The organism is Vibrio sp. 10N.286.49.C3, assembly GCF_041469545.1.
Classification (GTDB): domain Bacteria; phylum Pseudomonadota; class Gammaproteobacteria; order Enterobacterales; family Vibrionaceae; genus Vibrio; species Vibrio tasmaniensis_A.
Map to the genome: position 1 here is coordinate 196,666 of NZ_JBFRKT010000021.1, position 18,871 is coordinate 215,536.

Below are 18,871 nucleotides of genomic sequence, written 5' to 3' on the forward strand. Positions count from 1 at the left end.
GAAAGGGATCTTGAAGTTTAAAGTTGCCAGTGAAAGCGAGTTAGTGCTTTCACTGGCAAGGCGAACTTCATTGCAGAAAAGAATGTTACATCGGGGCAAATTACAGACTGAGGGGGGTCACTAGGCCTGTAATACGTCGTTGGCTAGATGAGCACTAACGAAGTAACAAGTGGCGCAGTGGCGTTTTTTCTATACCAGCGATCAATATAAAGCTCAGGGTAAAGGTGCCGAAGAACACGGTGATGTCTTTAGCGAGCTCAGTGATGCCCAATACTCCGCAGACATTGAACAGTAAAATAATGATCAGCAGATGGCAAACGTAAATACCCAGCATACGATTCGAGATAGCGCGAACCCATGCGTAATCGCCGATGTTTGGATTAACTAAAAGGCACATGAACACACCAATCCCCCACAAAGCTGTACCAAACAAGAAATCGTGAATATTAAAGGCGATATCAAATTGGGTTAGCCATGCCGCTTCGGCAAAGTGGATGACCATGCCTAACGCCAATAACCCTAATGCTTTGGCTGAGGACACTTTCCATTGATGCTGACGAATGAGGAAACCTAAGGTCACCATTAACGTGCTGAAGAACGGACCGTTACGCGTGAAGAAAGGGGCACTAAGGTCGGTTAAGCTTGTGTAGCTGCCCGCCAATACACCATAGACGTAAAGCAGAATGGCCACCGGTAGTAGAAGCTTATCGAGTTTCATCTCTACCATTAAGGCGATGATCAAAACCGCGCACACAAGGGCGGGAATGAACCATAAATGTACCAACCCACCCTCTAAGAAAGAGTTGAGTGGGGTATTCATTAAGAAACCCCAATAGCCTTCACGTTCGCCTAGATAGCCAAACTCTTCTACTTTCGCGAGATTGAATGGCATCACTAAGCAAATGATGCTCCATGCCAACCAAACTTTGAGTAGTGGTTTGGAGTAGTTGATGAAGGCTGTCCAAGGTGATGTTGTGAGCTTAGGTTGAATCAGATAGCCTGAAATAAGGAAGAACAGAGGCACCGCAAAACGAGCGGTTTGGTTGAGCACATAACCGATCCAAGGCACCTCATCTATTTGCCAATAAGTGAGTGCCATTTGGCCGTGCAAACCAATGATCGCCAAGATAGCAATCACTCTGCCTAACTCGATACTGGCGATGTGTTGTGAAGGCGTATGTTGAACGGAAGACATATCAGATCTCTCAGTAAAATTTTCACGAAATCTAGCAGCCTTTATGCCCAACCAGTTAGTCCTAAATCAAGGCTTATGACCTTTGTTTCAAGGCTTGTGTCGGTTTTTTGAAGCTTGTCGCAGCTATATTAAATCCATTGCAGTGAGTGCAAATATACCTAGTGTACAAGTGATAAGAGAAACAACAGTAGTAAGAGCGATGATGTTAGCCGCGAGTGTTGAGTTTCCTCCCATCGCACGCGCCATAACATAGCTTGCCGCTGCCGTTGGTGCTGCGCTCATCAAGAAGATAAGTCCGAGATCGAGCCCTTCAAACCCTAAGTACCAGCCAGCCAGTGTAGTCAGTAAAGGTGACGCGATTAACTTGTAACTAGAGGCGAACCACGTAGACAACTTTTCTTGTTTAAGCGAACTAATATCTAGAGAACCACCAGTACAAAGTAGAGCCAAAGGCAAAGTCATGTTGGCAAAGTATTGCCCAGCATCAGTCACCATTTTTGGAATGGGAATTGAAAGTGCATAGAAGACGACTGCTAAGAAAATAGCGATGATTAACGGGTTTTTGGTGATGGACTTGGCGATCACTTTAATGGCTTTAGCGCCGGTGTCTTTGCCTTTGGGTGTCAGTGCTATCACGGCTTGAATATTATACAGCACGGTCAGAGATGCGACATAGATAGCAGCCAATGCCACGCCTTGGTTGCCATAAATATTAGCCACGTAGGCGAGGCCGATGATCGCGGTATTAGCGCGGAATCCACCCTGGATGATCACACCTTGATCTTTAGAGCTTTTGAATACCAACTTGGTTGAGAAAATCGTGAACAAGAAAAAGACAAAGTTAGCGATGACGCCAAAAGCAACTAACGCGCTACTGGCTGAAAAATTGTGATTTGATTGAACAATACTAAGAAATAGCATCGCGGGTAGGGTGACTTGAAATACCACCTTGGACGCGACATCAATGAAATTATCATTGATCAAGCCAATTCGCTTGAGCATCACACCAAGAAACAGCATTAAACAGATAGGGCCTGTTACCGACGCCGAAAACGCAAACTGTTCCCAAAGTGTGTTCATTGTTTTTCCTTTAGTTAGTCGATTTCAATTTCCCTTGAATAATGTCGCATTTTTCCACAGTTTCTGACATCAGAGAAAACAAAATAAGTGTTTTGCAAATAAAAATTGCAAAAAAGAACGAACGTGCTAAAAATAAAGAATCAGATTTATTATTGGTGAATAATGAGCAAGGGAAAGATAACCAAAGAGTATATTTTGAGCCATGCATTTGCACTTGCGAGTGAGAATGGTCTCGAGAGTTTGACGATTGGTGAGTTAGCCAAGCAGTGTGGTATGTCTAAGAGTGGCTTGTTTGCGCACTTCAACTCTAAAGAGAACCTGCAACTCTCTGTACTCGAATATTCCAACGCCATATTCACTGAGAGAGTCATCATTCCGGCGAGAGAGTTGGGCGACGGTGATATTGAAGCCAAGCTTAAACAACTGCTCGATAACTGGCTGGGTTGGAATCATTCATTCCAAGGCAGCTGTATGTTTATTGATGCTTGGAAAGATGCAGGCAGCGAAACCTCTGTGATTCAGAAGGCACTGCAGAAAACCATTTCAGTGTGGATTGATTACTTGACGATTCAGGTAGCAAAAGCGGTTGAGAGCAAACAGTTCAGGGCCGATTTAGATCCCAAACAGGCAACCTTTGAATTATATGGCCTTTATTTGAGTGCGAACTTGTTCTACTCGTTACGAGGTCAACAAGCGAGCCACACCCATTTTTGGAGTGGTGTACAGCGCTTAATCGCTAGCTGGAAAGCGGTTTAATACATATAGCAGGTTAACTCGCAAATCATTTAGTACGCAAACCATTTAGTACGCAAACCATTGAGCTCGCAAAGCATGTGACCTTGCAAAGCATGTGACCTTGCTTAATTAATGTTTGCAAAAGATTTTAAGATAAGTGGCGGCAAGCAGTCATAAACGGCGCTATCGCCATTTTTATACTAACAAATAGCACGGTCGTTCGATTTTTGGGCCGAGCTCGATCCGCCAATAATGATGGCGATACAAGGAACGGTCATGAGTGACAAAATCTATTTCAATACATCGAACAAATTTAGCTTCAAGCGTAGCTTGATTGGCGCTACAACCAATCTGCACTACATTTTAGCGCCAAGTCATGCGAAGAAAACGGCACGTAAGCTGCTGCTCACTCCAATGCGTACTGAGCAGAAAAATGCCGATCCGCAAGGGCTTATCAAGAGTGAAATCAAAGGTCGTGATGGCGTTTTAAAAACCTATTCTTTGGGTACGGGGCCAGTTTGGGTACTGACTCATGGCTGGTCTGGCACCGCGAGTCAGTTTTTCCCTTTAATGGAGCACATTGCCGCAAAAGGCTTTACTGCAATGGCTTATGATCATCCTGCTCATGGTGGCAGTGATGGTGTGCATGGTCATATCCCTGCGTTTGTGAACGGCCTTGAAGCCATTCTCGATTCAGTGGGAGAGGTAGCAGGTTTGGTCGGTCACAGCATGGGTACGGCTTCTGCATTGGAATGTAAGCACGTTAAATTGGAAAACAAGCCGCTATTGCTGATTGCACCTGTACTGGATTATCTAGAAAACCTATTTGGCAGTGTTGCTCGTTCTGGTTACTCAATGAAACTGTTTGAGGCGGTAGTCGGAGAAGTAGAAGAGCAATTTAACTACCCGATTCAATCTGTTGATCCTTATGGAAAGCTAGCGCTTCGTGAGTCTCAAACTATCATTGTTCATGATGAACAAGATAAGTTTACTAAGTTTGATGTGTCGAAGCGTGCAGCCTATGAAATGGGTCGCGTTAACTTGATTGCAACTCAAGGGCAAGGCCACGGACGAGTAATGAAGTGCCCACAAGTGTTTGAGAGCTTTGATAACTTGATTGGCTAAGTTTAACTAATCAAGCAAGTAGAACGCAGGTTAAGAAAACAAACACTAAAAAGGCCAACCAGACATTATCTGGTTGGCCTTTGCTTTTAGGTGTTTAGTCGACGCTTAGTTAGCGTTTATCAAAACCCTATTTTTAGTTTGCACAGTTTGCTGGGCCGATCTCTTTCCACACGCCCCATTGGCCAGTCGTTGTTGGATCTTCACCTGTTGTCCACCATTTCGCTTCCCAAACCTTACCACCTTGGGTCACTTGATCACCGCCATTGTAGACCGCACTTGAATCCCAAGCGTTAGTACACGTGCCACCGCCTGTGGTTTTCTTAAGAACTTTCACTGAAGTAGCCGCGACTGATGTCTCTGTACCATCACTGACTGTCACTGAGAAATTAAGTGTCGTGTCTTGCGTGTATTCCGCCGCGACAAAGCTTACTGAAGCGCCTTGAACAGTAGCATCAATACCTGCAGGTACATCCCACGTGAAGGTCAGCGTGTCTTGATCCGCATCGCTCGAAGCCGAAGCATCAACGACAACTACATCACCTGCACTCACTTCAGCCGGAGCAGAAACAACTGCGATCGGAGCTGTGTTTACTGGACCTGTGTCTTTAGGGTTTACTGTCACAACAACTGTGTCTGTTGACGTTGCGCCTTCGTTATCTGTTACGGTTAGGCTGAATGTCAGAGTCTCTTGTTGTGCGACTTCCACTACATCGAAACTCGCAACAGCCGCATTCGAGTTGGCCAGAGTTACCGCCGTTCCGCTTACTTGTGACCAAGCGTAGCTCGCAATCGTACCGTCACTGTCTTTTGAAGCGCTACCGTCTAGAGAAACAGAAGCCGGGCCTTCAACTGATTGGTCCGCACCTGCAGCTGCCGTTGGTTTACGGTTGACAGGATCTGTCGTACTGCCCGCAAGACCTTCGTGCATCGCATTCAGAATATCGCCGTTATCCGCATCAATTTCCCAAGAAAATAGACCCGCAAGGCCAAGGCTACGAACGTATGCGCCTTTTGCTTTCACTGAGCGGTCATCATCAAATGTGATCAACTTGCCTGAAGTACGGTTCCAAACGTAAGGCGCTTCTGCCATTTCGTCGTAACCATATTCAAAGCCGTTGATGCCTTGGTTGTTTGCACCAAGCATGTTCGCTTTTATGCCTTTGTAGTCAATAACGCCATCTTCCCATACGCCTTGCGCAGAGCTGCCGGTTAGTTTGCCATTACCCACGCCTGTCATTGGATCGCTAGGATCTGAAAGTGATGACGGTAATACACCCTCCCAACCACGACCGTACATCGCTGTACCAACCACAAGTTTGTTCGCTGGAACACCTTGCGCAAGAAGCAATTGGATGCCGTTGTCTGTGGTGTAAGCAGGGCCAGTGTACTGTTCGCCATTTTCATCAAGGCCTGTGCCATCACATTGACCAGGGCGCATGAAGTTACCGCAGTTGAGTGCTGTTTGGTGACCTAAAACGTTGTTCCAACCGCCGTAGAAGTCGTAAGTCATTGCAAAGATGTAATCCATGTACTGGATAGCCTCGCCGTAGTTCACGTCTTCAATCTTATCGTGACCAACACCGATCGCTGATGTTAGCTCGTAAGTACGACCGTTTTCCGCTTCTAGTTGATCAAGCATAGTGCGCAGCTCTGCCATCAGTGCAATGTAAGCTGGGCCATCATTCACAGGGTCACCAAGGTCTGGCGCCGCACCGCCTCCACCAGGGAATTCCCAGTCAATATCTACACCATCGTAGAATTTCCACGTGTTAAGGAATTTCTTAACCGATGCAACGAAGGTGTCTCGGTTAGCTTTGGTTGTGAAATCGAAGAATGGGTCAGACAGCGTCCAACCACCAATTGATGGGATGATCTTCAAATCTGGATTGCGCTGTTTTAGCGCCATCATCATTGCGTAGTTGCCCTTGATAGGGGAGCTGTACTCATGACCCGCTTGCGGGAAACTCTTTTGAAAAGCCGCCCAAGGGTCGTGAATCACCACTTCGTAATCGTTAACGCCCTGACATGCTGTCATGAGTGCGTTGTAACTGTTGCCGCCCACTGATTTCACTGATTCGTTAGGGCCACAAATTGGGATGAAGCCATAAAGGATATGGGTCAAATTGTCAGCAGGTAGGTTATCGACTGTGTAATCACGGCCATAGATACCCCACTCAACAAAGTAAGTACCTACTACCGTGTTTGGGTCTGTGTTGTATGACTTGTTGTTCGGGTCCACGTTCATCGCAAGTGGCGCTAGGTGTGATCCATCGGTATCAGCGATGGTGATCTGAGCGGGGGCACTCTTGGCACAGCCTGTTTCATCACACGCTTCAATTTCCATATCGAATAAGCCGCCTTGGCCGTATTCGAATGAAGCCGTGGTTTGGCTGCCAGTGATTGGGCCTGTGGCTACTTTAACGCCATCAAAGTAGATGTTGTACGTGTTTCCTGATGTTCCGCTCCATTGGTTGAACTTGACGTCGACCTTTGCTTTGTCGTGATACTTAACCATCTGGTTGTAACCAGAGGTTGTTTCCATCGCGAGTTCAATTTTAGAAAACTGTAGGTTGTTGGAACCGTACATATCAATGCTAGGTGCTGTTGGCGCGGCCAATGCCGTACCAGATAGCGCTAGAGCAATACTCGCAGCACAGGTGTTTATACGAATCATACTATTTCTCTCATTCCTTGAAGGTTTAGAACCAAGTGGCCCTATAATCGGCTCCCGTCAGTTTTGAAGGAGCTTCACCGTCAGTATTCGAGAGAGTTTTAATTTCATGACTGAAAATAAATCCGTTTTCGATGGACAACTAAAAAATTGTATCTTGTTACAATTCTGTTGCTTAATGAATGAGAGGCTGAGTCCATGTTTTATAAAATAAAACCGCACCCAGAAGGAAAGTCTCATAAGTGAAATTACACGACATGAAGTTATGAAAAAGTGCGGTAAGCTATTATTAAATATCGCAAACTGAAGCGGCATCACAATCTGAAGCACGTCATACCGGTGCTTGTAAGGGGCAGGTAGTATTGATGTAAGAGGGGTTACTAAACAAAGCGCTGTTGAAAGTATTATTTTTTGAATTGTTCAGCTAATACGGCACGTCGTTGCTGCATGAGTCCTTGAGTATCACCCGCAACAGTATCTTCATACCCTTCTTTTATGAATTGTTTGGATGGTGTGTTCGGCACTAACCGTTTTAAACGAGGTGAATTGTAGGTACCGCTAATGGTATAAATCGTTGGGCCTGAACCTGTGTTGATCGTGACATCTTTGCCATCAAAATCAAACGAGGTACTGATGAATCGATAGTTCATCATCACACCATCATCGGAAAGTGTAAGAATATCTGTTTTGTAAGGTGGAGCACCAATCTCGATCCATGTGCCATGGACGTTACTTGGGCTTACAGATTTTTGGTAGGCTTGGTAGCCGAAATAGCCGACGGTGAGGGCAATCATAAAGCCAGCCATTAAGAAGGCGTAGAGTAACGAATTGGCCAATATATCGCTGCTTTTCGTGGTATTTTTAGCCATTATCTCTTCATTTTAGTTACTCATACTGGTGATGATTCTATAAAATAAAACGATAGGTTGCAAAGGTTCTTATAAGAGTTAGAAGCAGGATCGAATGTTCTTTTGAATCAAACTGCCTCAGTGATTTTTTACCCACACATTCAGTCTTCATGCTTTGTTAAGGAATATTTACTTAGAATGATTAGGTTGTATACCCAATGCCACGCCTAAAATGATTTCATCTCGAACGAAATTTAACTTCGAAAGGTCAACAGATCCTAAGCTATATTCATTTATTTCTTGTAGGACAGTCTCGAATTGGTTAAAACAATTAGCACCTAAATTTACGCATAGGCTTATTCGTTGAGCCTAGTAATGCAATTTTGAGATAACAAGGAAGTACAATGATTAAAGAAAATACATACTTTGAAGGCGGTGTTAAGTCGTTAGCGTTTAACCAGTCTGGTGCTGATGTGAGTGTTGGTGTGATGGCCGCTGGTGAATACACATTCGGTACTGCAGCTCCGGAAAAGATGACTGTTGTTAAAGGTGCTTTAATTGTAAAGCGTGTTGGCGATGACGATTGGACGACATTCCAATCTGGTGAGTCTTTTGACGTTGCGGGTGACTCTTCATTCGATTTACAGGTTAAAGAAGCGACAGCTTACCTGTGTGAATACTTGTAGGAAGGCCTGAGTTCGTTCAACCAGAGTATCGTTTATCTATGGCTTAATAGAAAAAAACCACGCTCTAGGAGCGTGGTTAAATAAGTGATAATAACCGGCAGTGGATAGTGTCACTTGTTTTTACAGTCATCAAATGGATGACCAAATTGTTGTTCGTTGCAAAATCTCTTCAATCTTCAATCTTCAATCTTCAATCTTTAACTTCAATTCAAAGCTAAAAGCGCAAAGACGTCGTCAATTAGTAAGTCTCAAAAACGCCATTGTTGTAGTCCTGAATCGTCTGTTCAATTTCTTCCATCGAGTTCATGACAAACGGACCATAGTGCGCAACAGGTTCATTAATCGGCTCACCAGAAAAAATCAGTACACCTGAATCTTCTAAACTACTCAGAGACAGCCAGTCAGCTTTGGTGAGAAGGGCAAGCTGACCTTGCTTGATCACTTTGTCGCCGATCTTAATGCTGCCTCGGTACACATAAGTCATGGCATTGTGATTAACATTAGTCCCTAACGTCACTTTTTGCCCAGAATGAGAGCGCCAATCCGCAACGCTTAATGGCACACCTGTTTTCTGTAATGGACCTTGCGCTTGTAAAACCTCTGAATCATCGTCAGCTTGGTTGTGAAGTTCAAACCCTCCGGCTATCACTCTTAATAAACCACTTTGTTCACTTTGATGTTCCGCGATGCTTTCACTTTGGAAATCGTGATACTGGGCTGGCTGCATTTTGTGTGTCGCAGGTTGGTTTATCCAAATCTGAAAACCATGCAGCGCGCCTTCTTCCATCATTGGCATTTCGCTGTGAATGACACCACGGCCTGCGGCCATCCATTGCGCGCCACCGCTGCGCAGCTCTCCAACATTCCCCATATGGTCTTTGTGTTGGAAGTGACCTTGGAGCATGTAAGTGAGCGTTTCTATCCCACGGTGAGGATGTGGAGGAAAGCCGCCAACATAGTCTTTGCTTTCATCCGATTTAAGTTCATCAATCATTAAAAATGGAGAGAAACGTGCGTTGTTAAAACCCGCGAGTCGTTGGATTTTGACGCCATCACCATCTGAGGTGGCATGTGCTGCAATCACATGATCTACTGCTCTTACATTCGTCATTTTGAACCCCTCATAAACTTGAATGGCTGTAGTTTATGTAATTTGATTTAAAAAGAAGATGGTACAGCGTTGAGTGACTTATTCGAAAATCTTGAACAGGTCACAATAATTTTGAACAGGTAACAATATGAAATTATGTCTATACTCAATAGAGAATATATCGCCAAGGAGGCCGCTATGGCAGTTCAGCAAAAACATGGCGAAAGGCATGGTCGGATAGGTTTTGATAACGACTTTACAACGGAGCAAAGTCAGCGCTTTACAGAGGTTGCAAACAGCGCAGTTAAACGCCGAGTGAAAAAACGTGAGATAGAAGCGCCGTTTATTCAGTCAGCTAAGCAAGCCGTTTTTAAAACCGTGGTGAGGCGACCTAAAGGGAATAACCCAAACCGAACACGTCAAGTCATATGGATTATTATGATCGGGTTAGTGAGTCTTTGGCTTATGTACCTTGCAGGTTAGCAGCGCCACTCAGTGATAGGAATGGCTAGCGTTGGCGCGTTTTTAATAGCGTAACATTGTTCCCTTCGATCTTCGCTTCAAAGCAATCTTCAAGTTCAGATGAATCTGGTGTTGAGCTAACAAGGCTCGTTGGTAGTTCTTCTATCAAGGTCGACACCGGGTTGTCGTGATAATAAGCGTAGCGGTTTTTTCCTGAATGCTTGGCCACATACATCGCTTTATCCGCACATCTCGTCAGCTCATGTAATTCTTGTGCATCTTGCGGATACAAAGAAACCCCAACACTGAGCGTCAACTCCTTGATTCTCTCGTTTGTTTGGCAGCCACTTTCGAACAGCCCGCAAATCCTATCTAGAATACCGTCTAGATCTTTACGTGTAGGAATATCGTAGAGCATCAGAACAAACTCGTCTCCAGCAAAGCGCGCGATGGAATAATCGTATTCATGGCTTTTTCTGTCTCTGGTTCGAATGTTGTTGCTCAAGCGATTGGCAAAATGCTGTAAGACGCTGTCTCCCACATCGTGCCCGTAGCTGTCGTTAATGCCTTTAAAGTCATCTATATCCAAAAAGACCAATGCCGTAAGTGATCGCTCACTATCCACGGTAGCTAGTTTTTCTGTCGCCCAGCGTTCAAAGCTCCAACGGTTTGCCAAGCCAGTTAACTGATCTCTGTAAGCGAGATCTTCAATGCCTTCTTTATACAGGCGTTGAATATAACTGACGGCTTTTGTGTAGTAATAGGCGGATGTGTGGCACACCAAGCTCATGGTAAATAAGCTAAGGACAAATCGGTGTGTGCTGTTAAATGGCAAAGAAAAGTTGTTGGGCATTGCTGTAATCAAGGTGCTGATGAACAGGCAAAACGAGGTGCTGAAGATAATGCCAATTCTGAAATCATTAATGAAAATGACCGCGGCTAGAATTGGGTAGAGCCAAAGTATGCGATCGGGGATGGCGTGACTGTACAAGAATAGGATGACGCCCTGAACTAGAAGAACACCGCTCAGAATCAATTCGGAATACTCAGGATTGATGACTTTTCTTACATATAAAGCGTTAGAGATGGCAATGATGGCGAAGCACAATTCGACCATTGACAGCGTGTAATGCTGGCCTTGGAAGTAAGCCCAAGTATAGAAAATGAATAATGCAGCGGCAGTCAGTGAAAAGGAGTGGACAATTTTTTGCTTGCGGGTGGATCGTATGTCCGCCATTTCTTCTAGGTGTCTGCCGACGAGCCTTTTCATGTGATCTGTGCCAAAGTTTTTGATAATGGTGTTAATAGTAGATTAAATAACAAGCTATGCAGAGGTTTAGATGTCTATTTAGTGTGACTACTATCAAGGTTTCATATGAAAGGCTGTTCAATCAATTCCAAATAGTGATGTATATCACCGATGGTGCTGGTCATCTCTAGAAGATTAGATTTAAGCATCAAACTTGTAACCGTTGTTTGATGTTTATCTACTTGCTTTCCAGTGAGTTACTCCACATAGTTTGTAAACGACCAAAATTAAGAAAGGCTCATTATGTTAATTACCTTTAGTTGTAAAGCTCATGCTAGTGTCACGATGTTTGGTGAAGTTGGCCTTCAGTTTATCAAGATGCTTGGGCATAGCGGCTCCATCCCAGGCGCTATGGATGCTTCAGAGGTTCCTAAAGCTCTGGATAATCTACGTGCTGCTATTGCAGCAGAGCAGAGCAAGCCCGTAGAGCAAGAAAATACTGATGACGACAATGAAGAAGAGGTGGTTGAAGCGCCTGTTAATATCGGTAGCCGAGCGTTCCCACTGGTTGAATTATTAAAGGCCGCCATCAAGGATGAATGCGAAGTGATGTGGGAAGACGGTAGCGGCAAGCGACTGTAAGAGTATTCGAGCGCTTCGAATCAGGAAACAAACGTTTTCATAGGTTGACTAATAAATACAGGCTGAAACAATAAGCTAAATTTATAGAAGTGTGTTGATCTAAAGGAAATTTGATGAGCTCTTATTCTCACGTTCGCAGTTACGCCAGTTTATTCAGTGTCTTATCGTTGGCGGTTGCGTCAGCTCCGAGTGCGGCTGATATATCAACAACGCCCGTCATTGGTGGCGTGTTTAGCTCCAGTGAAGTATTGAAAAATCAGGTGCTTTCAAGCCTGAGTTATTCTGCCAAACTCACTCGTGATGCGGCTCTTTTCACCATTGGTGGCGTTACATTAGATGCGTATATTCTCGCTCTCCCTTTAGATGTCAAAACCAAAGCCAGAGTCGTTGCTCAGTTATCAAACCCGACGTACTCAATTCCTTTGGGTTATTTTCTCTATAGCTATTACGACCGTTATTCAGGCTTGGGCAGTGAAGATGTGTTCAAATCTTACTTGTCGACGGTTTATGATAAGCAGGCACTAAAGGGCTTTGAACATAGCCTCTATCATGTTGGAGATAAGCCAACCTCAGAGCATCACGAGCCAGATACCTCGACTGAAGCAACGGGACATCATGAAGGTATTCGTATCGATGAACAGTTCATTGCCAACATGGTGGTTATCTACGATGCGTTATTCGAAATTGGTGTCTGGCAGGATATGGACACGCTCCCTGCGAATTACACATACTTAACCAATAGCCCTGAAGATCTAGCGATCATCGCTCAGATTCAACCGATCATCGTTGATTTGATCGGTAAAGCGGCATTGGGAATGGATGACGGCGACATGAAGTCTGCAATGTTGGCGATTGCAGAAGATGGTAAACCAGAAAACGCTGATAAGCCGAATAACAAAGCACAAGCTCTTACCATCACGCTTATTGATTTTGTACGCTTAAACTTGCTGAAAGCTTACCGACAATTTGTGTTTAAAGAAGAACGTGCAGAAGCGCTCGATGATTGGATGCAACAAGCGTTCAGTGACCAGCCTGATGCGCTAATACAATTCTTAGAATCCCAACAGCACAAACGTTTTGCGGTCCAAGTGACGGTCGACGGTTTACAGCAGGGGTTGATCGAAGGCTTGGTCGATGAAGATTCACCTTTCATTTCTGTTGCTTACCAAAATCATAAAAACCGAGCGCAATACAAACCTAAGCTAGAAACGGTTATTGAACCTGAACATCAACAGCAGGTGAGGTTCATGGAAGTTATGTCTGAACAAACCTACCGTGATCCGAATTATCTTCCGTTCTTCAAAAAACTCTATCAAGAGAATCGAAATAATATAAGCCGAGTGGGTATCTCTTCTACTCCGACGATCAGCGTACGTAATCTACCGATCATCAAAACGGGCGCAAAAGTGTCTGGTAACGGTGGTACGGGTATCCCTAATTTCCACTTTGTTGACCGAGAGATCGACCGAGCTTATTACTTCTTCGGCAATGACGCCCTGCAGTTGGATGTGTTGATGGCAAACAACAAGGTGCAGACCATGTTTGATCGCCTTGATTACCTCAAAACGCTGAACTGCAACGCTCAATACGATTGGAATGCTCACACCACTTACGATGGGCTAGTAAACCTAGGTTTGGGTGAGTCACTGCGGGATTATGGTGAGAAACGTTGCGTTAAAGAGCTTCAAGAACGTTCAGAAGTCGAAGTGGTTTTGCAAGAAAAGCGTCAAGCCTTGATTGAAGATATTGAAGCGTATCAGTCTATATCTGGCTTTGATTTTTTCACTAAGTTTTCAAAGAGAGCTCTGGTTAAACAGTCGATCACTCAGTTTGCCGTGTTAGATGGAAAAGGGATGCCAGACTACACCTTGGTTTATAACCCATGGCCGGATCACTTCGCACACTTTACCGGTCCTTTTAGTGACGAAATTCTGATGCCGACGGGAGAGCTTAACCGACTGGACTATTGGATTCGCCAGATTGAAGCGACCTACCGCAGTGCAGGCGTTTACGATAAAACGCTATGGGGCATGGCAGGAGATCATGGTTTAACGCCAGTGTTCTACGCGCTCAACCCCGAAAAGCAGGTATTCGAAGGCTTACAAGCAGAGCTAGATTATCCAATTGTGGTTAAGAAAATATCTTCGGACGAGGGGGAAGGGCCTAAAATCACCAATGCGCTAAGCTACCCAAGCTCGAAGGAATTGGATGTGGTGGTTGCCTCGACTGCTGGTGGTAACTTCATGATGGACTTCTTTAATTCGGCTCAAGGGTGGCAGGTTCAGCCGGTTTACCAAGAACTCACGCAGTGGTCTCCGATTGCAGCGCCAGCTGGTCAGAACATAGACATCATTAATCAGATAGCGCAACGCTTGCCTGAGAGTCTTGATTATATGGTCGTAAGAGAAAGCACATGCGATCAACAACGTTGCGCTGTTCGTGTGATTGGCAACCGTGATTTAAAACGGGTCGATGAATTGATCACACGTGAAGGTGACAAGCTTTTCTATGAGTCGTTGGAAGACAATCGAGCGCCGATTTTACTCAATACGCAAAGGTTAAATCCATACCTAGTATCACCAAGCGAAGCTGGTTTTTCACAGTACTCTCGATTAGTAGAAAAATGTATTAATCGAGCGGTTAAGGCGGATGTGACAACGTGGTGTAGCAGTGCTGAGTGGACTTCATTGACGCAACCAACACCTCGACCAGATTCAGTGAATCAACTGGCTAATATCTACCTTGAAGATAGGGCTGGCACGGTTAACTTGTTCCCTAAAGCGGGAATTGGTTACAACACTAAGGTGCCGGGTCGTCATGCTGGTGAGGATTACTTAGAGAAAGATGCCTTCATCGGATTCTGGGGAGCGCCAATTGGCGATAACTCTCAGCAATTGAAAATCGAAGCTAATGGCTCTTTGGCTCCAACGCTGTTTGAGTATTTGACCGGAGAACCTGTGGTCGAAGGTGAGAACGGTTGGGGTTTTCCGTCGTTGCTGAATAAGTTGGGTGTGTCTAAGAATAATTAAATTCTATTATTTATCGTTTAGGTTACGATACCGTAAAGCGAATCTAATGTGGCTTTTATTAGCCACTTTAGACTTCAATAAACTGCTCAATACAATCGATGTTTAGTTTGCTTGGGGCACCTACCAAATATCTTAACTAACGACACCTTTCCAATACCTCTTCACGGCATAACACATTTTAAATAAAGTGATGCTGTTCACGCTTTCTTGACTCCCAATTCTGAACTAAGAATTTTTCCTAGTTATTCTAAGACCCTCTCTCATGCGGTCGCTTTTTAGACTCCTTATTATTTCATCATCGAATTGCAAAGAGTGCATGGTCAGTAATGTTCCGTGCAGACCTCATCAATAATAAGAGAGTTCACAATGTTAAAGTTCCTAGATCAGGTTAGAAAACCGACGCTGGATCTTCCGGTCGAAACTAGAAGAAAAATGTGGTTTAAACCATTCCTACAATCGTACCTAGTCGTATTCATTGGCTATTTGACCATGTATTTAATCCGTAAGAACTTCAATGTCGCGCAAAACGACATGATTTCTACTTATGGATTATCAATGACCGATCTAGGTCTTATTGGTCTTGGCTTTTCAATTACTTATGGTATTGGTAAAACGGTTGTTTCCTACTACGCGGATGGCAAAAACACCAAGCAGTTCCTGCCATTCATGCTTATCCTATCTGGTCTTGCCATGTTGGGCTTTAGCTTCAGCTTGGGTGGCGGCAGCGCTAGCTTATTCATGATGGTTGCCTTCTACGCATTGAGTGGTTTCTTTCAAAGTACCGGTGGTCCTTCAAGTTATTCGACTATTACTAAATGGACGCCTCGTAATAAGCGTGGGTCGTATTTAGGTCTTTGGAACATGTCACACAACGTAGGTGGTGCAGGTGCTGCTGGTGTAGCGCTGTTTGGCGCTAACTACTTTTTTGATGGCAACGTAATTGGTATGTTCGTGTTCCCATCGATCATCGCGATTGTGGTTGGTTTTATTGGGATGCGTTTTGGTAACGACTCCCCAGAAGCATACGGTTTAGGTACAGTTGAAGAGTTGTTTGACGAAGAAATCAGCGAAGAAGATACTATTGCTGAAGAAAATCAAATGACTAAGAAAGAGATCTTTGTTGAATATATCCTTAAAAACAAAGTGATCTGGTTACTCTGCTTCGCGAATATCTTTTTGTACATTGTTCGTATCGGTATCGATCAATGGTCTACCGTTTATGCGTATCAAGAGTTAGGTCTATCAAAAGAAACGGCTATTTCAGGCTTTACTCTGTTTGAAGTTGGCGCTCTGGTCGGTACATTAATGTGGGGTTATTTATCAGACCTTGCTAACGGACGTCGTGCTTTAGTTGCTTGTGTATCGCTTGGACTGATCATTGTATCTCTAGAGTTTTATCAGCATGCAACGAGCGAGTTCATGTACCTAGCATCACTATTCGTACTTGGCTTCCTAGTATTCGGTCCTCAGCTGTTGATTGGTGTTGCTGCGGTAGGTTTTGTTCCTAAGAAAGCAATCAGTGTGGCTGATGGCGTGAAAGGCACATTTGCTTACCTAATTGGTGACAGTTTTGCCAAACTTGGCCTAGGCATGATTGCAGACGGAACGCCTATTTTCGGCTTAACAGGTTGGAAAGGGACATTTGCAGCACTCGATACTTCTGCTGCCATTTGTATTGTTTTACTGTTGTTCGTTGCTATTGCGGAAGAGAAGAAGATTCGTCACGCGAAGAAGATGCACCTAGCGGCTCAAAACGCGTAGCTTGTCTGAGTACTTGTTCTCGCAAAGAGAGTTTCGGGTAGATAGTTTCACGTGCTTTATTGGTTTAAAGCACGTGAGATCATACCAATCGTTAGTTCGATTCAGTATCATCTCTACCAATAAACTTAATTTTAGATAGCTCCTGTTGGGGCTATTTTTCTTTCTCACTCTTAATTTTGGTTAATATCATGATTAATGTTGCGCTTGTTGATGACCACGTCATTGTTCGATCTGGCTTCGCTCAATTACTCAGTCTTGAAACTGATATAACGGTCGTGGGGGAGTTTAACTCTGCGGCAGAAGCGCGCCTCGGACTGCCAAGTTGTCACCCTGATGTCGTTATCTTGGATATTTCAATGCAAGATGAAAGTGGCCTGAGCTTATTGGAAGAGATTCCATCTGGCATTGCTAGTATTATGTTGAGCGTACATGACTCTCCGGCGATGGTTGAAAAGTCATTAGAGTTAGGAGCTAAAGGTTATCTCAGTAAACGCTGTAGCCCTGATGAGTTAATTCAGGCCGTACACACGAGCGCAAATGGCGGCTGCTACCTTACGCCAGATATCGCCATAAAACTTGCGACACCAATGAAGAATAAAGCCTCGTTAAATCAGCTCACCCGCAGGGAAAGCGAAGTGTGCCAGTTATTGGCGACAGGGCTCGACGTGAAATCTATTGCTGTCGAGTTAGGGGTTAGCCATAAAACGGTACATGTGCACCGTGCCAATGCCATGGACAAACTCAATGTTAAGAACAACGTTGAGTTAGCTAAATTGTTCGCTCAAGACCAGTACTAATGCGTTCTTATCTAGCCACCTCCTTATGCGGGGTTTTTATGGCTGGCTGTGCATGGTTCTGTTTATGGGTTATTGCCTTCTATTTCATTAATGACCCTGAGTTAGCCATTCTGCTTTTCCCATTCTCACTCCGGTTAGGAATGACGCTGCACACTCGCACTCACTATTGGCCTGCTATCTATATTGCAGAGTGGGGGCTCGCGATTGCCCTCGCTCTCCTACTTGATGAACCTCAATGGCTGACGATACTAATCGCCAGTGGACTAAGTATTCCAGCCACTCTAATTGCCAAACGTTATTATTCTGGTGACCTGAATCGTCACTTGTTGGTGATGGCGAGCTTAATCATGGTCACAGCACTCATCAATGTTGCCGCGGTCAGTTCTCATGTTCCGGCTGTTTACATGGTGTGGTTGGTGAGCACCACCGGTGGTTTGATGTTAGTGCCGATGTGTTATCTGGTATGGAATTACCTATTCCAAAATAAGTGGGCGCCACTGAGCTCTTACTTAATCAACAATGTCATTGAGTTCAAAATCCGTCACATCGCTTTATACAGCCTCTTGTTGGTCGTCAGTATTTTGATACAAACCAGTTTGCCAGATGAGCTAAGGCGCTTCGCCCCGTTCTGTATGGCTATCCCTATTATCTTGCTCGCCGTTCGTTATGGATGGCAAGGCGCCTTGCTCGCTACCCTGCTAAATAGCGTCGCGTTGATTGCAGCCCACAGTGGCACGTCCAAACTCGAAATTACTGATTTACTCTTGTCTCTTTCCGCTCAGACCATCACAGGTATTTTGCTTGGTTTAGCTGTTCAAAAACAAAAAGATCTCAACTCGAAATTACGCAGTGAGCTCTCTAGGAATCAAAACCTTTCCCGTCAGCTAATCACGGCTGAAGAATCGGTTCGTCGTGATATTGCCCGTGAGTTACATGATGAGATAGGCCAGAACATCACGGCAATTCGGACTCAAGCGAGCATTATCAAACGTGTCGATGCGGCTGAAATGAGCGTTCGCTGTGCTGGTACGATTGAATCATTGTCGTTGAATGTTTATGACACCACCAAGCGTTTGCTAACAAAGCTAAGACCAAAAATGTTGGACGACCTTGACCTGAAGGACTCCGTTGAACAGCTCATACGGGAAATGGAGTTTTCAGATCACGGCGTTGATATCCAGCTAAATTGGCACGGTGACTACTCATGTTTGAGTGACACGCTCAAGGTTACTCTCTTCCGACTGTGCCAAGAGTCTTTAAACAATGCCCACAAATATGCTGAAGCAAGTGAAATTAGAATAGAACTGATTCTAGATGATCAAGCTTATCTTCGAATTACAGACAATGGTGTTGGTTTTACAGCGCAGGATCTTCTCAAAGGAATGGGTGTTCGTGGTATGCAAGAGCGTGTTCAGGCGCTCGGTGGCAAGATGGCAATCAACGCTAATGACTCTTCTTCGGGTACTAATATCAGCGTTACATTACCTAAAGTGTGAGAACG

At 44.5% G+C, this 18,871-nt stretch carries 15 protein-coding genes; 9 read left to right on the forward strand and 6 right to left on the reverse strand.

What is annotated here, in order from left to right:
* Positions 1–154 precede the first annotated feature (154 nt).
* Both AB4180_RS09925 and AB4180_RS09930 read right to left on the reverse strand, forming a co-directional pair.
* The gene (locus AB4180_RS09925) at positions 155–1,195 is read right to left on the reverse strand and encodes an acyltransferase (protein WP_102248814.1); all 1,041 of its coding nucleotides are present in this window, start codon (positions 1,193–1,195) and stop codon (positions 155–157) included.
* 123 nt (positions 1,196–1,318) lie between these two features.
* Positions 1,319–2,275: an AEC family transporter gene (locus tag AB4180_RS09930; protein ID WP_009846120.1), complete on the reverse strand. Its 957-nt coding sequence runs from the start codon at positions 2,273–2,275 to the stop codon at positions 1,319–1,321.
* Between the two features lie 162 nt (positions 2,276–2,437).
* Between AB4180_RS09930 and AB4180_RS09935 the strand changes: the two genes are divergently transcribed.
* Together AB4180_RS09935 and AB4180_RS09940 are read left to right on the forward strand one after the other, a co-directional pair.
* Complete coding sequence (locus AB4180_RS09935) at positions 2,438–3,031, forward strand: TetR/AcrR family transcriptional regulator (RefSeq protein ID WP_065676404.1); 594 nt, start codon at positions 2,438–2,440, stop codon at positions 3,029–3,031.
* Between the two features lie 255 nt (positions 3,032–3,286).
* Complete coding sequence (locus tag AB4180_RS09940) at positions 3,287–4,135, forward strand: alpha/beta hydrolase (protein ID WP_029225482.1); 849 nt, start codon at positions 3,287–3,289, stop codon at positions 4,133–4,135.
* Positions 4,136–4,268: 133 nt separating this feature from the next.
* Here the strand turns inward: AB4180_RS09940 and AB4180_RS09945 are convergent, their stop codons facing one another.
* Entirely contained in the window at positions 4,269–6,809 is a 2,541-nt protein-coding gene (locus tag AB4180_RS09945) for a glycosyl hydrolase family 18 protein (protein WP_102248815.1), read from the reverse strand.
* Between the two features lie 401 nt (positions 6,810–7,210).
* Positions 7,211–7,675 carry a DUF2850 domain-containing protein gene (locus tag AB4180_RS09950; protein WP_102248816.1) on the reverse strand — a complete coding sequence of 155 codons (465 nt, stop codon included), beginning with the start codon at positions 7,673–7,675 and terminating at the stop codon, positions 7,211–7,213.
* A 383-nt stretch (positions 7,676–8,058) separates the two neighbouring features.
* Here AB4180_RS09950 and AB4180_RS09955 point away from each other — a divergent pair, with 383 nt between their 5' ends.
* A complete protein-coding gene (locus tag AB4180_RS09955; protein ID WP_009846125.1) occupies positions 8,059–8,340 on the forward strand; it encodes a pyrimidine/purine nucleoside phosphorylase in 282 nt (93 codons plus the stop codon).
* A gap of 238 nt (positions 8,341–8,578) precedes the next feature.
* Here AB4180_RS09955 and AB4180_RS09960 read toward each other — a convergent pair whose 3' ends face one another.
* Positions 8,579–9,451 carry a pirin family protein gene (locus AB4180_RS09960; RefSeq protein ID WP_102248817.1) on the reverse strand — a complete coding sequence of 291 codons (873 nt, stop codon included), beginning with the start codon at positions 9,449–9,451 and terminating at the stop codon, positions 8,579–8,581.
* A 177-nt stretch (positions 9,452–9,628) separates the two neighbouring features.
* Here AB4180_RS09960 and AB4180_RS09965 point away from each other — a divergent pair, with 177 nt between their 5' ends.
* On the forward strand, positions 9,629–9,913 hold the full coding sequence (locus tag AB4180_RS09965; RefSeq protein WP_102248818.1) for a hypothetical protein: 285 nt from the start codon (positions 9,629–9,631) through the stop codon (positions 9,911–9,913).
* Between the two features lie 25 nt (positions 9,914–9,938).
* Here AB4180_RS09965 and AB4180_RS09970 read toward each other — a convergent pair whose 3' ends face one another.
* A complete protein-coding gene (locus AB4180_RS09970; RefSeq protein WP_102248831.1) occupies positions 9,939–11,129 on the reverse strand; it encodes a GGDEF domain-containing protein in 1,191 nt (396 codons plus the stop codon).
* Between the two features lie 315 nt (positions 11,130–11,444).
* Between AB4180_RS09970 and AB4180_RS09975 the strand changes: the two genes are divergently transcribed.
* The 5 genes from AB4180_RS09975 (at position 11,445) to uhpB (ending at position 18,866) form a co-directional block, all read left to right on the forward strand.
* Complete coding sequence (locus tag AB4180_RS09975) at positions 11,445–11,783, forward strand: DUF1840 domain-containing protein (RefSeq protein ID WP_050643617.1); 339 nt, start codon at positions 11,445–11,447, stop codon at positions 11,781–11,783.
* A 113-nt stretch (positions 11,784–11,896) separates the two neighbouring features.
* Positions 11,897–14,812 (forward strand): alkaline phosphatase family protein, encoded by a 2,916-nt coding sequence (locus tag AB4180_RS09980; RefSeq protein ID WP_102248819.1) that lies wholly within the window; start codon positions 11,897–11,899, stop codon positions 14,810–14,812.
* Positions 14,813–15,178: 366 nt separating this feature from the next.
* Positions 15,179–16,573, forward strand: a complete 1,395-nt coding sequence (uhpT, locus tag AB4180_RS09985) for a hexose-6-phosphate:phosphate antiporter (protein WP_009846131.1) — start codon at positions 15,179–15,181, stop codon at positions 16,571–16,573.
* A 188-nt stretch (positions 16,574–16,761) separates the two neighbouring features.
* Positions 16,762–17,370 (forward strand): transcriptional regulator UhpA, encoded by a 609-nt coding sequence (gene uhpA, locus AB4180_RS09990; RefSeq protein WP_009846132.1) that lies wholly within the window; start codon positions 16,762–16,764, stop codon positions 17,368–17,370.
* A complete protein-coding gene (gene uhpB, locus AB4180_RS09995; RefSeq protein WP_032499231.1) occupies positions 17,370–18,866 on the forward strand; it encodes a signal transduction histidine-protein kinase/phosphatase UhpB in 1,497 nt (498 codons plus the stop codon). Before uhpA ends, uhpB begins: the two co-directional genes overlap by 1 nt.
* Positions 18,867–18,871 lie beyond the last annotated feature (5 nt).

Coding starts and splice junctions, on each gene's coding strand:
- AB4180_RS09930 (WP_009846120.1), bottom strand. CDS start 2,275: ATGAACACACTTTGGGAACAGTTTGCGTTTTCGGCGTCGGTAACAGGC.
- AB4180_RS09940 (WP_029225482.1), top strand. CDS start 3,287: ATGAGTGACAAAATCTATTTCAATACATCGAACAAATTTAGCTTCAAG.
- uhpA (WP_009846132.1), top strand. CDS start 16,762: ATGATTAATGTTGCGCTTGTTGATGACCACGTCATTGTTCGATCTGGC.
- AB4180_RS09950 (WP_102248816.1), bottom strand. CDS start 7,675: ATGGCTAAAAATACCACGAAAAGCAGCGATATATTGGCCAATTCGTTA.
- AB4180_RS09925 (WP_102248814.1), bottom strand. CDS start 1,195: ATGTCTTCCGTTCAACATACGCCTTCACAACACATCGCCAGTATCGAG.
- AB4180_RS09960 (WP_102248817.1), bottom strand. CDS start 9,451: ATGACGAATGTAAGAGCAGTAGATCATGTGATTGCAGCACATGCCACC.
- AB4180_RS09955 (WP_009846125.1), top strand. CDS start 8,059: ATGATTAAAGAAAATACATACTTTGAAGGCGGTGTTAAGTCGTTAGCG.
- AB4180_RS09975 (WP_050643617.1), top strand. CDS start 11,445: ATGTTAATTACCTTTAGTTGTAAAGCTCATGCTAGTGTCACGATGTTT.
- uhpB (WP_032499231.1), top strand. CDS start 17,370: ATGCGTTCTTATCTAGCCACCTCCTTATGCGGGGTTTTTATGGCTGGC.
- AB4180_RS09970 (WP_102248831.1), bottom strand. CDS start 11,129: ATGGCGGACATACGATCCACCCGCAAGCAAAAAATTGTCCACTCCTTT.
- AB4180_RS09945 (WP_102248815.1), bottom strand. CDS start 6,809: ATGATTCGTATAAACACCTGTGCTGCGAGTATTGCTCTAGCGCTATCT.
- AB4180_RS09935 (WP_065676404.1), top strand. CDS start 2,438: ATGAGCAAGGGAAAGATAACCAAAGAGTATATTTTGAGCCATGCATTT.
- AB4180_RS09980 (WP_102248819.1), top strand. CDS start 11,897: ATGAGCTCTTATTCTCACGTTCGCAGTTACGCCAGTTTATTCAGTGTC.
- uhpT (WP_009846131.1), top strand. CDS start 15,179: ATGTTAAAGTTCCTAGATCAGGTTAGAAAACCGACGCTGGATCTTCCG.
- AB4180_RS09965 (WP_102248818.1), top strand. CDS start 9,629: ATGGCAGTTCAGCAAAAACATGGCGAAAGGCATGGTCGGATAGGTTTT.